Origin of the sequence: Actinoplanes sp. NPDC051475 (genome assembly GCF_040689425.1) — a bacterium.
GTDB lineage: Bacteria > Actinomycetota > Actinomycetes > Mycobacteriales > Micromonosporaceae > Actinoplanes.
In genome coordinates this window covers 61,880-75,498 of the sequence record NZ_JBFAZZ010000010.1, presented here as the reverse complement: position 1 = coordinate 75,498, position 13,619 = coordinate 61,880, and the positions used below count along the sequence as shown (strand labels likewise).

At 71.8% G+C, this 13,619-nt stretch carries 18 protein-coding genes; 2 read left to right on the top strand and 16 right to left on the bottom strand.

The window, feature by feature from the left end; all coding sequences use genetic code 11:
• The 8 genes from AB0368_RS21140 to AB0368_RS21105 form a co-directional block, all read right to left on the bottom strand.
• Window positions 1-891 (bottom strand): alpha/beta fold hydrolase, encoded by an 891-nt coding sequence (locus tag AB0368_RS21140; protein WP_366155847.1) that lies wholly within the window; start codon window positions 889-891, stop codon window positions 1-3.
• On the bottom strand, window positions 885-1,196 hold the full coding sequence (locus tag AB0368_RS21135; RefSeq protein ID WP_366155615.1) for a DUF2516 family protein: 312 nt from the start codon (window positions 1,194-1,196) through the stop codon (window positions 885-887). The genes AB0368_RS21140 and AB0368_RS21135 overlap by 7 nt, the downstream gene beginning before the upstream one ends.
• A gap of 71 nt (window positions 1,197-1,267) precedes the next feature.
• A complete protein-coding gene (locus AB0368_RS21130) occupies window positions 1,268-1,723 on the bottom strand; it encodes a hypothetical protein (RefSeq protein WP_366155614.1) in 456 nt (151 codons plus the stop codon).
• 14 nt (window positions 1,724-1,737) lie between these two features.
• The gene (locus tag AB0368_RS21125) at window positions 1,738-2,241 is read right to left on the bottom strand and encodes a helix-turn-helix domain-containing protein (protein WP_366155613.1); all 504 of its coding nucleotides are present in this window, start codon (window positions 2,239-2,241) and stop codon (window positions 1,738-1,740) included.
• Between the two features lie 68 nt (window positions 2,242-2,309).
• A complete protein-coding gene (locus tag AB0368_RS21120) occupies window positions 2,310-3,242 on the bottom strand; it encodes an asparaginase (RefSeq protein ID WP_366155612.1) in 933 nt (310 codons plus the stop codon).
• Window positions 3,239-4,072, bottom strand: coding sequence for a 3-keto-5-aminohexanoate cleavage protein (locus AB0368_RS21115; protein ID WP_366155611.1), 834 nt, complete (start codon window positions 4,070-4,072; stop codon window positions 3,239-3,241). The genes AB0368_RS21120 and AB0368_RS21115 overlap by 4 nt, the downstream gene beginning before the upstream one ends.
• Window positions 4,073-4,123: 51 nt before the next feature.
• Complete coding sequence (locus tag AB0368_RS21110) at window positions 4,124-5,182, bottom strand: folate-binding protein (RefSeq protein ID WP_366155610.1); 1,059 nt, start codon at window positions 5,180-5,182, stop codon at window positions 4,124-4,126.
• A complete protein-coding gene (locus AB0368_RS21105; RefSeq protein WP_366155846.1) occupies window positions 5,179-5,577 on the bottom strand; it encodes a Fur family transcriptional regulator in 399 nt (132 codons plus the stop codon). The genes AB0368_RS21110 and AB0368_RS21105 overlap by 4 nt, the downstream gene beginning before the upstream one ends.
• 62 nt (window positions 5,578-5,639) lie before the next feature.
• Here AB0368_RS21105 and AB0368_RS21100 point away from each other — a divergent pair, with 62 nt between their 5' ends.
• Window positions 5,640-6,413, top strand: a complete 774-nt coding sequence (locus AB0368_RS21100; protein ID WP_366155609.1) for an aminotransferase class IV — start codon at window positions 5,640-5,642, stop codon at window positions 6,411-6,413.
• Here AB0368_RS21100 and AB0368_RS21095 read toward each other — a convergent pair.
• Both AB0368_RS21095 and mtfM read right to left on the bottom strand, forming a co-directional pair.
• Window positions 6,394-6,996, bottom strand: coding sequence for an FABP family protein (locus tag AB0368_RS21095; RefSeq protein WP_366155608.1), 603 nt, complete (start codon window positions 6,994-6,996; stop codon window positions 6,394-6,396). The genes AB0368_RS21100 and AB0368_RS21095 overlap by 20 nt on opposite strands.
• Window positions 6,993-7,097 carry a small membrane protein MtfM gene (mtfM, locus tag AB0368_RS21090; protein WP_268245086.1) on the bottom strand — a complete coding sequence of 35 codons (105 nt, stop codon included), beginning with the start codon at window positions 7,095-7,097 and terminating at the stop codon, window positions 6,993-6,995. The genes AB0368_RS21095 and mtfM overlap by 4 nt, the downstream gene beginning before the upstream one ends.
• A gap of 14 nt (window positions 7,098-7,111) precedes the next feature.
• Here mtfM and AB0368_RS21085 point away from each other — a divergent pair, with 14 nt between their 5' ends.
• A complete protein-coding gene (locus AB0368_RS21085; protein ID WP_366155607.1) occupies window positions 7,112-7,486 on the top strand; it encodes a DsrE family protein in 375 nt (124 codons plus the stop codon).
• Here the strand turns inward: AB0368_RS21085 and AB0368_RS21080 are convergent.
• The 6 genes from AB0368_RS21080 to AB0368_RS21055 all read right to left on the bottom strand — a co-directional run bounded on the left by AB0368_RS21080 (window position 7,480) and on the right by AB0368_RS21055 (window position 13,610).
• Window positions 7,480-10,302: an RICIN domain-containing protein gene (locus AB0368_RS21080; protein ID WP_366155606.1), complete on the bottom strand. Its 2,823-nt coding sequence runs from the start codon at window positions 10,300-10,302 to the stop codon at window positions 7,480-7,482. The genes AB0368_RS21085 and AB0368_RS21080 overlap by 7 nt on opposite strands.
• 139 nt (window positions 10,303-10,441) lie before the next feature.
• Entirely contained in the window at window positions 10,442-11,251 is an 810-nt protein-coding gene (locus tag AB0368_RS21075; RefSeq protein WP_366155605.1) for a hypothetical protein, read from the bottom strand.
• Between the two features lie 84 nt (window positions 11,252-11,335).
• Complete coding sequence (locus AB0368_RS21070; RefSeq protein ID WP_366155604.1) at window positions 11,336-11,662, bottom strand: DUF1416 domain-containing protein; 327 nt, start codon at window positions 11,660-11,662, stop codon at window positions 11,336-11,338.
• Window positions 11,663-11,667: 5 nt separating this feature from the next.
• Window positions 11,668-12,516: a sulfurtransferase gene (locus AB0368_RS21065; protein WP_366155603.1), complete on the bottom strand. Its 849-nt coding sequence runs from the start codon at window positions 12,514-12,516 to the stop codon at window positions 11,668-11,670.
• A 143-nt stretch (window positions 12,517-12,659) separates the two neighbouring features.
• A complete protein-coding gene (locus AB0368_RS21060) occupies window positions 12,660-12,737 on the bottom strand; it encodes an Ms5788A family Cys-rich leader peptide (RefSeq protein ID WP_311772860.1) in 78 nt (25 codons plus the stop codon).
• 84 nt (window positions 12,738-12,821) lie between these two features.
• The gene (locus AB0368_RS21055) at window positions 12,822-13,610 is read right to left on the bottom strand and encodes a DUF2993 domain-containing protein (protein ID WP_366155602.1); all 789 of its coding nucleotides are present in this window, start codon (window positions 13,608-13,610) and stop codon (window positions 12,822-12,824) included.
• Window positions 13,611-13,619 lie beyond the last annotated feature (9 nt).

Sequence of the window (13,619 nt, the reverse complement as noted above, 5' to 3'; positions counted from 1 at the left end):
CTATTTCTCGTTCAGGAACGAGGAGATCCGCGCGCGCAGCTCGCCGCGCTGCGTCCAGAGCACCGCCGGCCGGTCGTAGACGTGCAGCTGCGCGCCGGGCAGCAGCCCGGCCAGGCGCTCCGCCCACGCTGCCGGATGCAGCTCGTCGCCCACGCAGCCGATCACCAGCGCTTTTCCACGGTACGCCCGGAGCACGCCGACATCCGCAACGGCGGGAGTCCGCCACAACGTCTCCAGCTGCGGCGCAAGCCCGTCGCGCAGCAGCTGCTCGACGCGCTGCCGCAGGAAGCTCCAGCCGGCGGGCGTGTTGCGCACCGACGGGGGCAGCTCGGGCTCGACCGCCGCCGCCACCGCGGCCGCCTCGCCGGACTCGACCGCGGCGATGAGGCGGTCGAGCCGCTCCTCGGCCGCCCGGGGCCGTACGCCGTCCAGCGGCGCGGGCAGGTAGCACACGATGCGCTCGAACCGGCCCGGGTCGTCGGCGAGCAGCCGGCAGAGGGCACCGGCGCCCATGCTGACCCCGAGCGCCCGGGTGGCGCCGGCGTGGTCGGCGACGGCGCGCAGGTCCGCGGCCAGGTCGGCGAAGGTCCACGGCGCTGAGGGCGCGTCGGAGCGGCCGTGGCCCCGGAAGTGGAAGAACACCCGCCGGCCGGACACCGCGCTGCCCAGCGGCCGGGTGCCGGCCAGGTCGCCGGCGAGGCCGTGGGCGAAGACGGTCACCGGGTCGCCGACGCCGGTGACGAGCTGCTCGAGGCGTACGCCGTGCGGGGTGTCGATGAGCTCGGTGGGCGGGGCCGGCAGGGTGGGCCGCCCGGCTCGGGGGCCGGTCGGGCCCGGGCCCGGGGTCCGCGGGCCGCCGGCGGGAGGGGGCGGCCGGCGGAGTCTCACCAGAAGCCCTTGCCGTCCGAGAGGTCACGCAGGCCGGGACGGACGTCGAGCAGGTAGATCAGGGCGGCCGCGACGCCGATCAGGCCGAACAGGCCGGTGGCGCCGAACAGCAGCGTCAGTGCCATGCAGACTGCGAGGATGGCGAGCCAGGCGCCCTTCGGCAGCGTGCCGATCGCCTGGAAGCCGTCTCCTCGCTGAGTGACGCAGTGAATGAAGGCCACCGCTTGCACGATCATCGAGGCGATGACCACGAGCACGTCGATGTAGAACCTGACTTCGTGGAAGAACAGCGGCGCGCTGGAGACCATGGCAGAGAGTCTATGCCGCGGGCCCCGGCTTGCACCGGGGCCCGCGGATCATCACAGCCGTGTCGACCGGGTCAGGAGGCGATCGGGCGGGAGGCGCGCTTGCGCGGCTTCGGGGCCGGCGTCGCGGCCTCGGCGGCCTCGACGGCCTTCGGCTCCTCGGTGGTGACCATGTCGGCGTTGACCACGTCGGCGGCCTCGATGACGCCGGTGCCGACGACGCGCTCACCACGAGCGACGAGCGAGGTGTAGACCGCGAGGGCGCGCTCCTGCGCCACCTGCGCGAAGGCGAGGGCGCCGGAGGTGGCCTCGTTGCGGAGCTTGTCGAAGTCCGTCGTGGAGGCCTTGTCCTTCAGCGACGTGGCGGTGGTGCCGGCGGCGTCGTTCGCGATCTTCAGCGAGGCGACGGCGCGGTCGCTGAGCTCGCTCACCACGGCGGGCAGCTTGCGCAGCTCCCGCCAGGCCAGGTCACCGGCGCCGGCGGCGGCGTACAGCGGGGCGGGGATACGGGTCTTGGTCTGCTCGGGCATGTCTTCTCCTCAAGTCACTGTTCGGGCTTGGTGGCGGGCGGCGGAGCCCCACCGTCCTCGGCGACGGCGACGTCACGCATCATGGCCCTGAGCGCCTCGTCCTCGTCCGGAACCTCGACCTCCAGGACGGGGTCGGGCTCGGCGTCGGCGGCCGCTTCGGGCTTCGGGGCGTGACGTGCGTTCTCGTTGCGGAACGTCTCGTAGATCTGCGTCAGCGACTGCTTCTGCGCGATCGTCAGATCGGGGTCCACCGCGATGGCGGCCAGCACGCCCTGCTGGCCTTCACCGTCGAGCAGGCCGGCGCGCAGGTACATCGCGGGCGTCGACACCCGCAGCGCGCTGGCGAGTTGCTGCAGCACCTCGGCGCTGGGCTTGCGCAGGCCACGCTCGATCTGGCTCAGGTACGGGTTGCTCACACCCGCCCGGTCGGCGAGCTGCCGGAGCGAGATCTTCGCGGTCTGTCGCAGGTCTCGGATGAAAGAGCCGATGTCCTGCGGCAGGTCCTTGGGGGTGGCCATGACACGACCCTAGCCGGGGGTGCTAGCTGTTGCAAGCAAAACGCTAGCAATAGTTAGCGTGAACCGGGTCACCAGACCGCGCGTACCTCGCCGACGCGGGCGCCGCCGCCCAGCACCGGCACCATGGCCAGCTCGTCCAGCACCGGCGCGTCCGCGCCCAGGCGGCGCAGGGCCGAGACCAGTACGGGCATCCGCGCCCGCATCGCGCCGTCGGCCACCTTGATCGCCACCGCGCCCACCCCGGGGACGGCCACCGCAACGACCCCCTCGGCACCTCCCTTGGCGAGCAGCCCGGGCACGCCGTGCATGAGCAGGGTGTCGTCCTGTCCGGTGCCGGCGACCAGCTCCGGAGTCGCCCGGATGGCGTCGGCCACCTGGCGCTCGTACCCGTCCGGGGCGGAGACCAGCCGGTGGAAGCCGCGAGCCAGGGCGGTCAGCGAGAAGGCGAAGACCGGCGCGCCGCAGCCGTCCACCCCGGTCGCGGCGATCGGCTCGCCGACCAGGTCGGTCACCGCGGCGGCGACGGCCACCTGGAGCGGGTGCTTGGCGTCGCGGTAGTCGTCGAGCGGCCAGCCGTTGGCGACACAGGTGGCCAGCATCCCGGCGTGCTTGCCGGAGCAGTTCATGTAGATGCGCTCGGCGCCGCCGCCGGCGCGGAGCACGGCGTCGCGTTCCTTCTCGGAGAGCGGAAGGTCGACGGGGCAGAGCAGGTGCTCCTCGCCCACCCCGGCCGCCCGCAGGATCGAGCGGGCCCGATCGACGTGGAACGGCTCACCGAAGTGACTTCCGCTGATCAGCGCGAGGTCGGCCGGGTCCGCGACCGGCAGCCCGGAGCGCAGCATGCCCACGGTCTGCAGCGGCTTGTTCGACGAGCGGGGGAAGACCGGGCCGGTCACGTCCCCCGCCGCGGCGACCACGGCCCCGGCGGCGTCCAGCACCACCACGGAGCCGTGGTGCACGCACTCGACGAAGCCCGAGCGGACGACCTCGGCGAGGATCATCGGGCCGGCACCCCGAGCAGCTCGCGGGCCTCGGCGGTGGTCAGCGGCGGGCGCTGGGCGAGCTGCGCGAACCCGACCGCCCGGGCCACGAGCTGCATGTTCGACTCGACGGCGCGGCCTCTCGCGTACGTGGTGGTGTCCTCCATGCCGACCCGCAGGTGCCCGCCCGCCGACAGCGACGCCAGCATGACCGGGATCGTGCTGCGGCCGATGCCGGTCGCGGAGAACGTGGTGCCCTCGGGCAGGTCCCGGATCGCGCGGTGGCACGCCACCAGCGCCTCAGCGGTGCCCGGCATCCCGCCCGGCACGCCCATCACCAGGTCCACGTGGACATGGCCGCCGGCGGGCAGCCCGTGCTGGGCGAGGAGCCGTTGCAGCGTGGCGAGCTGACCAAGGTCGAAGATCTCGTACTCGGGGACGATGCCGCGCTCCTGCATCCGTGTGTGCAGGTCGACGATGAAGTCCCAGCGGTTCATGAACACGCTGTCGCCGAAGTTGACCGTACCCATCGTGCAGGAGGCCATCTCCGGCCCGGCGTCGAGCACGGCGAGCCGGTCCGACTCCGGGTCGGTGACCGAGCCGCCCGAGGAGAGCTGGACGATCAGGTCCGTGGACTGCCGCAGGGCGGCGACCGTCTCACGCAGCCGGCCCTGGTCCAGGGTCGGCTCGGCCGCGTCGTCGCGGATGTGGACGTGGATGATCGCGGCGCCGAGCGCCTCGCACTCCTTGGCGGTGGCCACGAGCTCATCGATCGTCACGGGCAGCGCGGGTACGGCCGCCTTGTTGTTCTCCGCGCCGGTGGGCGCGACGGTGATCAGGGTCCCGGTCATAACCGTGATCCTGCCATGAGGAATCGTTCAGGGACCGCCGCCCGGGGAGGATCAGCCCACGTCGATGGCGGCGGCGGACTCGGCGACCGTCAGCCGCGCGTCGTCGGGAACGTTGCGCTTGAGCACCGCGAGCGCGACCATGCCGAGCTCGTGGTGGCGCACCGCGGTGCCGACGAAGCCCACCTGCCGCCCGTCCAGGGTGACCGGGGTCCCCTTGGCCGGCGGCTGGTCGGTCGCCACCCCGTCCAGGTGCAGCAGCACGAGCCGGCGCGGCGGGCGGCCCAGGTGGTGCACCCGGGCGATGGTCTCCTGACCGCGGTAGCAGCCCTTGTCGAGGTGGACGGCCGGGGCCACGAACTCGGCCTCCGACGGGATGGTCCGGTGATCGGTCTCCCAGCCGAGCCGCGGGATCCGGTGAGCCACCCGCACCGCCTCGTACGCCCACAGCCCCGCCCGGGGCACGTCGGCGAGCCGCTCGAGCACCCCGGACAGATTGCCGCGGGGCACGAGCAGGTCGACGCCGAGCCGCCCGCGCCGAGCCAGTCCGCCCTCGAACCGCCGCACGTCGTACAGCGCGGTCGGCTCGGCGGGCACGGAACCGGCGGCGAACTTCGGCCCCGGCACGTCGAAGACGCGGGGTGCCGCCAGATCGATGTCCAGCAGCCGCGCGACGGCGGCGGGGGCGTCCGGGCCCACCAGCGACAGCACGGCGACCTCGGCGGAGGCGTCCCGGGGCTCGACGCGGGTGAAGAACCGCATCGACTCCAGGTATTTGAGCAGGCCCTCGCCCGCCCCGGGCTCGGTGTCCAGCCAGGCGGTGCCGCCGTCCTCGGCGACGAGCGCGTGCTGCTCGACGTGCCCGTGCGGGGAGAGCACCAGCAGCTCGGTGCCCTGGCCGGCGCGCAGGTCGCTGAGGTGCTGGGTGGTGAGGGTGTGCAGCCAGCTCGCCCGCTCCTCGCCCGGCACGGCGATCACGTCCCGGTGAGACCGGTCGACGAGGCCGACGGCGGTCTCGAGGGTGCGCTGCTCCCGCATCGGGTCACCGAGGTGGGCCGGCACGCCGGCGTCGGCCGAGTCCGGCTGGAGATCCTCGACGAGGACCGTGGTCATGAAGGCTCCTTGCAGTCGCCGCAGACGCCGAAGAGGGACACGTGGCCGACGTCCACCCGGAAGTCGCGCTCGTCGCGCAGCCGGGCCGTCACGGGTTCCATGATCGAGGGGTCGACCTCGTCGATCGAGCCGCAGGTCCGGCACACGAGGTGGACGTGCTGGTCCTCACCGGCCCGGTGGTACGTCGGCGAGCCGTGCGACAGGTGGGTGTGGCTGACGAGGCTCAGGTCCTCGAGCAGCTCGAGGGTGCGGTAGACGGTGGTGATGTTGACGCCGGCGGCGCGCTCACGCACGGTCTGATGAATCTGCTCCGGCGTGGCGTGGCCGAGCTCGTGGACCGCCTCCAGGATGAGCTGGCGCTGCGGGGTCAGTCGCAGGCCGCGCTCCCGGAGCATCTCGGCGAGGGATGTGGCGGACACGGTATGAGCATAGTTCGCGCGGCGATACCCTCCGCGTCGTGAACGTGCCGATCATCGTGATTCCGGGCTCAGGGCAGCTGACCCCCACCGACCGTGGGCTCCTCTACGGCGAGGGCGTCTTCGAGACCGTGCACGTCCGCCCCACCGGCCCCTGGCTGCTCGACGCCCATCTGGCGCGCCTGGATCGCTCCGCCGCGGCGCTGGGCATCGATGTCCCGCCGGAGGTGGCGCGGCTGGCGGACGGCGTCACCCACGACGACGGCGCCCTGCGGCTGGTGGTGACGCCTTCGACCTCGTTCGCCACGCTGTCGCCGGTCCCGGAGTCGATCCGGCGGGAACGCCGGGAGGGGATCAGGCTCATCACGCACGAGGTGGGCACCGAGCGGCCGCCGTGGTCACTGTCGGCGGCCAAGACCCTCTCCTACGCCGAGAACCTGGCGGCCAAGCGCTGGGCGGCCCGGCAGGGGGCCGACGACCTGCTGTGGCTGGCCGGCGGGTGGGCGCTGGAGGGCCCGACGGCGAACGTGGTCTGGCTCGCGGGCGACACGCTGTGCACCGTCCCGGCCGGCACGACGGGCATTTTGCCCGGCACGACGGCCGCGCACCTGCTCGAGCGGGCCGCCGAGGTGGGCCTGCGCGCCGAGGAACGCATGATCACCGCGGCTGACCTGCCGGGCGTCGACGCGATCTGGCTGGCCAGCTCGTTACGCGGCCTCGCCGAGGCGCGGTCGCTCGACGGGCGGCCGCGCGCGGCGTCGCCGTGGACGCCGCGCCTGCTCGCACTGCTGGGCTTCAGCCGCCCACCCGCATGAGCCGGGCCGACAGGTGGGGCTTGAGCTTCTCGCCGCTCGCGGACATCTCGTGGGCGTACAGCAGGGCACCCTCGACGATGCCGAAGAGCCGGTGGCTGCCGGTGACCGCGAGGCCCGAGGCGGTGTGCCCGACGCCGGCCGTCGCCATCTCCAGCCGGGTGCCGGTGGCCTCGCCCTCGTACAGCTCGATGACGCCGTGCTGGGTGGTCAGCGTGGCTTCCATCTCGTCGGTGGGCCGGCCGTCGGCGTTGAGCACCGGGCGCCAGAAGCCCACCTCGCGGTCGCCCATGCCGATCGGCTTCGAGTCGTCGTCGAGCAGCCAGATGCGCGACTCGTACGCCAGGAACGGCCGCCCGTCGTGGCTGATCCGGAGCTCCTGCGCGAAGTTGTAGTCCTCCGGCTGCGGGAACCCGCCCTGGCCACGGCCCCGCCACAACCCGATGAACGGCAGCAGCCCGAGCAGCGACGGGTGCAGGTCCGGGCCCTGGCGCAGATCGTGCGTGTCCTCGTACGGGTAGTCCTCGACCGGCGGGGCGTTCAGCCAGGGCGGTGGGCCCAGCGGATTCTCCGTCTCACTGCTCACCAGCGTCCCCTTGCAATGCGCATCGCCAGATAGCCCAAACCGCCGGCCAGTCCGCCCATACCGGCGACCAGCAGGCTCACGTACCCGATCTCCGTAACCATGACCAAGCCATCCTATGCTGACCGGCATGGCCCGCCTTCTCGTCGTCAAGACCACCGCCGGCGCCGACGCCCCGGAGCGCTGCTCGCAGGCGTTCACGGTGGCGAGCACGGCGGCCTCCGCCGGCGTGCCGGTGTCCTTCTGGCTCACCGGCGAGTCGGCGTGGTTCGCCCTGCCCGGCCGGGCGGCCGAGTTCGAGCTGCCGCACGCCGCTCCCCTGCCCGACCTGCTGGAACTGCTGCTGGAGGCGGGCACGGTCACGCTGTGCACGCAGTGCGCGGCCCGCCGCGGCATCGGCCCGGACGACGTGCTGCCGAAGATCCGGATCGCCGGGGCCGCGGTCTTCGTCGAGGAGATCACGGGCGAGGGCGCCCAGGCGGTCGTCTACTGAGGGATGATCCGCCACTTCTGGTTGGCGAGGTTCAGGTCGCCCCACTGGGTGACGATCGCCCCGTCCGCCGTGGACCCGCCGGAGACCTCGAGCAGCTTCCCGCTGTGCCGGGCGATCACCTTGAACACGCCCGCCCCGGCCCACGCGAGCCGCCACTGCTGGTTGGCGCCCCCGGCGTAGCTCCACTGGACGACGCGGGCGCCGTCGGCCGTCGAGACACCACTGACGTCGACGCACTTGCCCGTGAGGTTGCTGACGATCCGGAAGTGGCCGTCGCCGGCGTCCTCGAACCGCCAGACGTGGTCGGCCGTGCCGGTGGCCGGCCACTGGGTCAGCTGAGCGCCGTCGGCCTGCGACATGTCCTGGATCGCGAGGACCTTGTTCGTATGGGTGACCTGCAGCCGTACCCGGCCGTCCGGGATCAGTCGCCAGTTGTGGTCGGCGGTGCCGTTGTCGCCGAACTGGACCACGTTCGCCGAATCCGCGGTCGACATGCCGGCCACGCCCAGCACCTTGCCGGAGTTCTTGTTCCTGATCCGGGCGTATCCGGTGCCGTTGTCGACGATCTGCCACAGGTGGTCCGCGGTGCCGTTGTCGTCGAACTGCACGACCTGCGCCGAGTCGGCCGTCGACATGAGATCGACGCCGAGGACCTTGCCGGAGTTGACGCAGCGGATGCGGACGTACCCGTCGCCGTTGTCGACGATCTGCCATAGGTGGTCCGCGGTGCCGTTGTCCGCGTACTGCACCACCCGCGCGCTGTTCGCCTGGGACATCTGGTCGACGCCGAGCACCTTGCCACTGTTCTGGTTCTGGATCCGGAAGGCGGCACCGAGCGGCACCCACGGCTTGCCGGCCCCGATCCGCGGGAATGACGTGATCCTCAGCCGGGCCGCGCCCATCGGGATCAGGGTGACGTTCTCGACCGGCTCGGTGGAGGGGGTCGGGCTGTCCTGCAGCGGGGTGACGATCTGGTCGGAGTCGGCGTTCCACGCCGGCACCTTCCGCGCCGGCGTGGTGATCCGGATCGGGGCGTTCGCGGGCGTGAACGGGTCGTCGGCGTTGCCCAGCCCGGTGGTGACCGCGAAGGCCGTCGCGCCGTCCAGGCCGTAGTTCCACGGCGAGCCCGGGCGCACCTCCTGGGTCGGCCAGGCGTCCGTGCCGCCCGTACGGGACCAGTTCTCGGTGATGGCCGGCGCGAACGTCAGCGGGCCGAGATGCACCGACACCGCGTTGTGATTCGCGGGCCAGGACCGGGCACGCGCCTGCATGGGCAGGCGCAGGACGACCCGGTCACCGTTCGCCCAGGTCCGGCTGATCTTCGCGTACGCCGGGCCGGCCGCGACCGCCACCACGTTGCCGTTGACGGTGACCGTGGGCGCCGAGCACCACGCCGGGATGCGCAGGTACAGCGGGAAGGTCAGGGACTTGGGCGTGGTGAGCGTGTACGTGATCGTGTCGCCGAACGGATACCTGGTGTCGGCGGCGATGCTGATCCCCGTACCGTCGGCGACCTCGGCTGTGACCAGCGACGGGCCGTGCAGGTTCGCGACCAGGCCCGCGTCCGGGGTCGCCGCCCACATCTCCTCGACGTAGTACGGCCAGCCCATGCCGTAGTTGTGCGGGCAGCACCGGTAGTTGTCGATGCCCAGCATGTACGCCTGCATCGCGAAGCCGTTCTGGAACTGCCCCTGGCTGCCGGGGCGGTCCAGCAGCGCGATGCTGTTCGCGCTGGTGATGTAGTGGATGCCGGTGTGCTTCTGGTCGAGCGCCGCGGGCAGCGAGTTGAACGCGAGGTCCTCGACGCGGTCGGCCCAGACGGGGTCGCCGGTGATCCGGCCGAGCATCTCGTGGCTCGCCATGAACTCGACGATCCCGCACGTCTCGAAGCCCTGCCGGGGGTCGCCGAAGCCGGGCCGGACGTTCTCGTCGCCGGCGAACCCGCCGCCCGGGAACTGCCCGTACGCGTTCATGATCGCGTCGTAGTCCTGGTAGCTGGCCTGCCGGTGCGCCGCGTCGCCGGACAGCACCGAGTAGACCGCGGGCTCCCGGAAGCCCTGCGCGAGGTTGACGTTGTGCGGCGTCGGGAGGTTGTTCACGTAGTTCGCGGAGTGCGCGTGGATCTTGCGCGCGAGGTCGAGCAGGAACGCCTCGCCCGTACGGTTGTAGGTCCAGAACACCACCTCGAGGGTGTCCGCCCACCGGAAGCTGCCCCAGCTCTGCGAGAAGACGCTGGTGTTCTGCGCGTCGACGAAGCGGAAGAAGCGTGTCAGGAACGGCAGGATCCGGCCGTCGCCGGTGAACTCCTGGTACGTCCGTACGGCGTGCAGCATCGGCATGTGCGGCCAGAAGTCGGGGCCGCCGCCGAGGCTGGTCCGCAGCCCGCGCGGGCCGAAGAAGCCGTCGGCGGCCTGGGTGCCGAGCACCCCGTCGATCCAGCGCTTCGTCTCGGCGATCACCCGGGTGTCGCCGGTGACGTAGCCGAGGCTGCTGAAGCCCTTGAGCCAGTACGGCAGCTCCTCCCACCCGCCGAGGTCCGGGTTGGTCCAGCCGGTGCTGTCGTAGCGGAGGAAGTGCGAGATCTCGGTCATCCGCCCGTTGATCCCGCCGAGCTGGTAGCGCAGCTGGGTGGCGAGCCATCCCGCGGCCTTCGTGCGACCGGGTGCCAGCCGGATGAACGCGTCCGGACGCAGCGGGGCGCGGTTGACCACGTAACCCGGTGCGGCGGCGCCGGCCGCGGTCGCGGTGAGCAGGTTCGTGACGGCCGCGACGGCGGGTGCGGCGACGGTTCCGGCCAGGAAGGTACGACGATCCACAGCGGCCTCCGGGTGACGCCAGGGCGTGCGCTCATGGTGGAATATGTGCGATTGCTTGCGTTACAGGATCGTAAATCACTGATTCACGCAAGTAAATGGATCGGCGCTCGTCAATCTCAGCGGTCTTTCCAGCGGCCTCTCAGCGGCATGAAGTGGTGGCGCTGACCCGCGCGACACCCGCACTGTCGCTGACCATCACCGACACCTCGCCGGACCGGTACGCCCACGCATGCGGGTCCGCCTGCACCACCAGCCCGCCCGCCACGGCGTCACGCAGCGTCCCGCCCAGGTTCGCCGGCGCGGCCAGGCCGGTGGCCACCACCGTCGCAGCCGTCTTCCCGTTCGGGCAGGCGACCTCCACGCTCGTAGCGGGAGCGCTCGCGCCCAGAGCTTTCATCGCCGTGGTGAACGCCGCCGGGGGCGCGGTCGCCGACCGGGGCGCCGGAGCCAGGTCCGCCCCGTCCGCGAGCGGGCGGCATCCGGTCGACACCCGCAGGGCGAACACGGTCGAGTCGTCGTCGGCCGTGGCGTCCACCCCGACGAACTCGCCGGCATCGGCGCGCAGCACGTGCCGGGTGTTCTCGGCGTTGTGCCGGATCGCCGGCGCGTACGTCTTCGGCAGGGCGCGGGCGATCGAGTCCAGCACGGTGGGCGCCTGGTCCGCGCGGACCCGGACGGTGACCTCCTGGCTCGCTTCGACCCCGTCCCGCACCGGCGTCAACGCGCAGTCCCGGTCGAAGCGCAGCGCGCCGATCTCGACCGCACGGTCCGGGCCGTCCGCCGCGGCGATGACGGCCCCGGCGGCCTGATGGAACACGGGCAGGGCGTCGGCGATGTCCCGTTGCTCGGGGACCGTCGGCGGATCGTGGCGCACCGACCAGACGGCCAGCCCGGCGAGCAAGACCGCCCAGGCCGCCACGACCGCGACCAGCCACCACCGCTTCTTCACGGCGCCATGCTCGCACGGCCCGACCAGGGACAGCACGAAGGGCGGGACCCTCTCGGATCCCGCCCTCCGTCGACAGAGCGTGGGTCAGGCGGCGACGCTGAGGCCGACCTCGTTAACCCCGCGGGCCGCGTCCACGGCGAGGTCGCCGTTGCCGTGGCGGGACAGGGCGCGCAGCGTCCACGAGCCCGGGGCCGCGAAGAAGCGGAAGACTCCCTCGGGGGACGTCACCACCTCCGCGGTGAACTCACCGGTCGAGTCGAGCAGGCGGACGTACGCGCCACCCACCTTCTCGCCTTCGGCGTTGGTGACGACGCCGGTGATGACGGTTTCCTTCTCGAGATCGACACTGGCCGGGATGGGAGCCGACTGGTCGGGCGCGGCGCAACCGTCCGCGATGTGGGGAGTCGTCATCGAAGTCACGCCTTTCCGGGCTCGTCGCCGAGCGCGATCGGCACGCCGATGAGCGAGCCGTACTCGGTCCACGAACCGTCGTAGTTCTTGACGTTCTCCTGCCCGAGCAGCTCCTTGAGCACGAACCACGTGTGCGAGGAGCGCTCGCCGATGCGGCAGTAGGCGATCGTGTCCTTGCTGCCGTCGAGACCGGCCTCGCCGTAGATCTTGGCGAGATCCGCGTCCGACTTGAACGTGCCGTCCTCGTTCGCGGCCTTGCTCCACGGCACGCTGATCGCCGTGGGGATGTGGCCGGCGCGCTGCGACTGCTCCTGCGGCAGGTGCGCCGGCGCGAGCAGGCGGCCGGCGAACTCGTCGGGGCTGCGCACGTCGACCAGGTTCTGCACGCCGATGGCCTGCACGACCTCGTCGCGGAAGGCGCGGATCGTCAGGTCCGGCGCCGACGCCTGGTACTGCGTCGCGGCACGCTGCGGCAGGTCCTTCGTGTACGGCCGGGCGTCCAGCTCCCACTTCTTACGGCCACCGTCGAGCAGCTTCACGTCGCCGTGGCCGTACAGCTTGAAGTACCAGTACGCGTACGCCGCGAACCAGTTGTTGTTGCCGCCGTACAGGATGACGGTGTCGTCGTTGCTGATGCCCCGCTCGGAGAGGAGCGCGGAGAACTGCTCCTGGTTCACGAAGTCACGGCGGACCGGGTCCTGCAGGTCCTTCTTCCAGTCGATCTTGATGGCGCCCGGGATGTGCCCGCCGTCGTAGGCGGTGGTGTCCTCGTCGACCTCGACGAAGACGACACCCGGGCTATCCAGGTTCTTCTCGGCCCAGTCGGCAGAGACGAGTGCGGTGTCGCGACTCATCGCGTTACTCCCTTGTCAGGTGAGAGATGGGGGTGAGTCGACGCGCGGGAGGAAAAGAGGTCGCACGCGCGCCGACCCGATGGAACGGATCACGCTTTGCGTACGGCGCCACTGCCGGGCGAAGGAAAAGCCGGATGGCCCCGTCAGATGACAGGGCGACACAGGCAGGCGGCCACGCGGCACAGGTCGACCGCGCGCCTCTTGGTGAGCAACAGGCTCATGGGATCCGACCCTACCAGCGGTTCCACAGCCCGGAACACCACCGACCACCATCCGGGAACGAGTCAGCCGTCACAGCCCGGCCGTCACAGCCCGCCGGAGCTGAGCGACACGTCGCTGGCGCCCGCGGTCACCACCAGGCCGTCGGGCCGGGGCTCGACCTTCTGCACCTTCAGGCCCAGCGGCAGCGCCGGCACCTTGAGGTCGAGGGCCAGGCTCTTCACGTAGTTGTCGATGAGGCCGCGCACCAGCGGCACGTTCGGCAGGCCGTCGGCGGTGACGTCGGCGAAGCGCACCTGCACCACGCCGCCCTTGACCGCGAGCGTGGCCGTACCGGAGACGTTCCAGGTCTGGCCGAGCGCCTTGACCGGCGACGTGCCGATCAGCTTGCCGTCCCGCTCGCTGAGCTTCAGCCCGTCCTGATTGATCAGGTCCACCAGGTCGGCGTACGCGATCGTCCCGGTCCCGGTGACCGTGCCCGCCACGATGTCGCCGTTGCCGGAGCGGATGGTGTCCAGCGGCGCGGTCACGTCCTTCGCCCGGATGTCGAGCACCGGCATCTTGATGGTCTCGCCGTTGCCCGCCGGCCCGGCGAAGTTCCGGAGCAGGATCTTGATCTCCTGGTACTTCCCGCGGGCCACCTGGGTCAGGAACGGCACTCCCTCGACCGTCACGTCGGGCTGATCCGAGGTCGCCTTCTGGTCGGCGACCTGCTGGGCCACCCGGTCGCCGATCTCCCGCTCCGCGTACGACGCGGCGAACCGGTCCGCGACCAGGAGCGCCCCGGCGATCAGGAGCAGCAGGACCAGGAACGTGATCAGCAGCCGCCGGCCCCGGCGCTTGCGGGGGCGTGCCGATCCGTGAGCCTCAGTCACCCGTTCCTC

What these genes read in the sequence shown, in the direction of transcription:
- AB0368_RS21135 (WP_366155615.1), bottom strand. Translation starts at nt 1,196, where the DNA reads ATGGTCTCCAGCGCGCCGCTGTTCTTCCACGAAGTCAGGTTCTACATC.
- AB0368_RS21130 (WP_366155614.1), bottom strand. Translation starts at nt 1,723, where the DNA reads ATGCCCGAGCAGACCAAGACCCGTATCCCCGCCCCGCTGTACGCCGCC.
- AB0368_RS21125 (WP_366155613.1), bottom strand. Translation starts at nt 2,241, where the DNA reads ATGGCCACCCCCAAGGACCTGCCGCAGGACATCGGCTCTTTCATCCGA.
- AB0368_RS21120 (WP_366155612.1), bottom strand. Translation starts at nt 3,242, where the DNA reads ATGATCCTCGCCGAGGTCGTCCGCTCGGGCTTCGTCGAGTGCGTGCAC.
- AB0368_RS21115 (WP_366155611.1), bottom strand. Translation starts at nt 4,072, where the DNA reads ATGACCGGGACCCTGATCACCGTCGCGCCCACCGGCGCGGAGAACAAC.
- AB0368_RS21110 (WP_366155610.1), bottom strand. Translation starts at nt 5,182, where the DNA reads ATGACCACGGTCCTCGTCGAGGATCTCCAGCCGGACTCGGCCGACGCC.
- AB0368_RS21105 (WP_366155846.1), bottom strand. Translation starts at nt 5,577, where the DNA reads ATGCTCCGGGAGCGCGGCCTGCGACTGACCCCGCAGCGCCAGCTCATC.
- mtfM (WP_268245086.1), bottom strand. Translation starts at nt 7,097, where the DNA reads ATGGTTACGGAGATCGGGTACGTGAGCCTGCTGGTCGCCGGTATGGGC.
- AB0368_RS21085 (WP_366155607.1), top strand. Translation starts at nt 7,112, where the DNA reads ATGCTGACCGGCATGGCCCGCCTTCTCGTCGTCAAGACCACCGCCGGC.
- AB0368_RS21070 (WP_366155604.1), bottom strand. Translation starts at nt 11,662, where the DNA reads ATGACGACTCCCCACATCGCGGACGGTTGCGCCGCGCCCGACCAGTCG.
- AB0368_RS21065 (WP_366155603.1), bottom strand. Translation starts at nt 12,516, where the DNA reads ATGAGTCGCGACACCGCACTCGTCTCTGCCGACTGGGCCGAGAAGAAC.
- AB0368_RS21060 (WP_311772860.1), bottom strand. Translation starts at nt 12,737, where the DNA reads ATGAGCCTGTTGCTCACCAAGAGGCGCGCGGTCGACCTGTGCCGCGTG.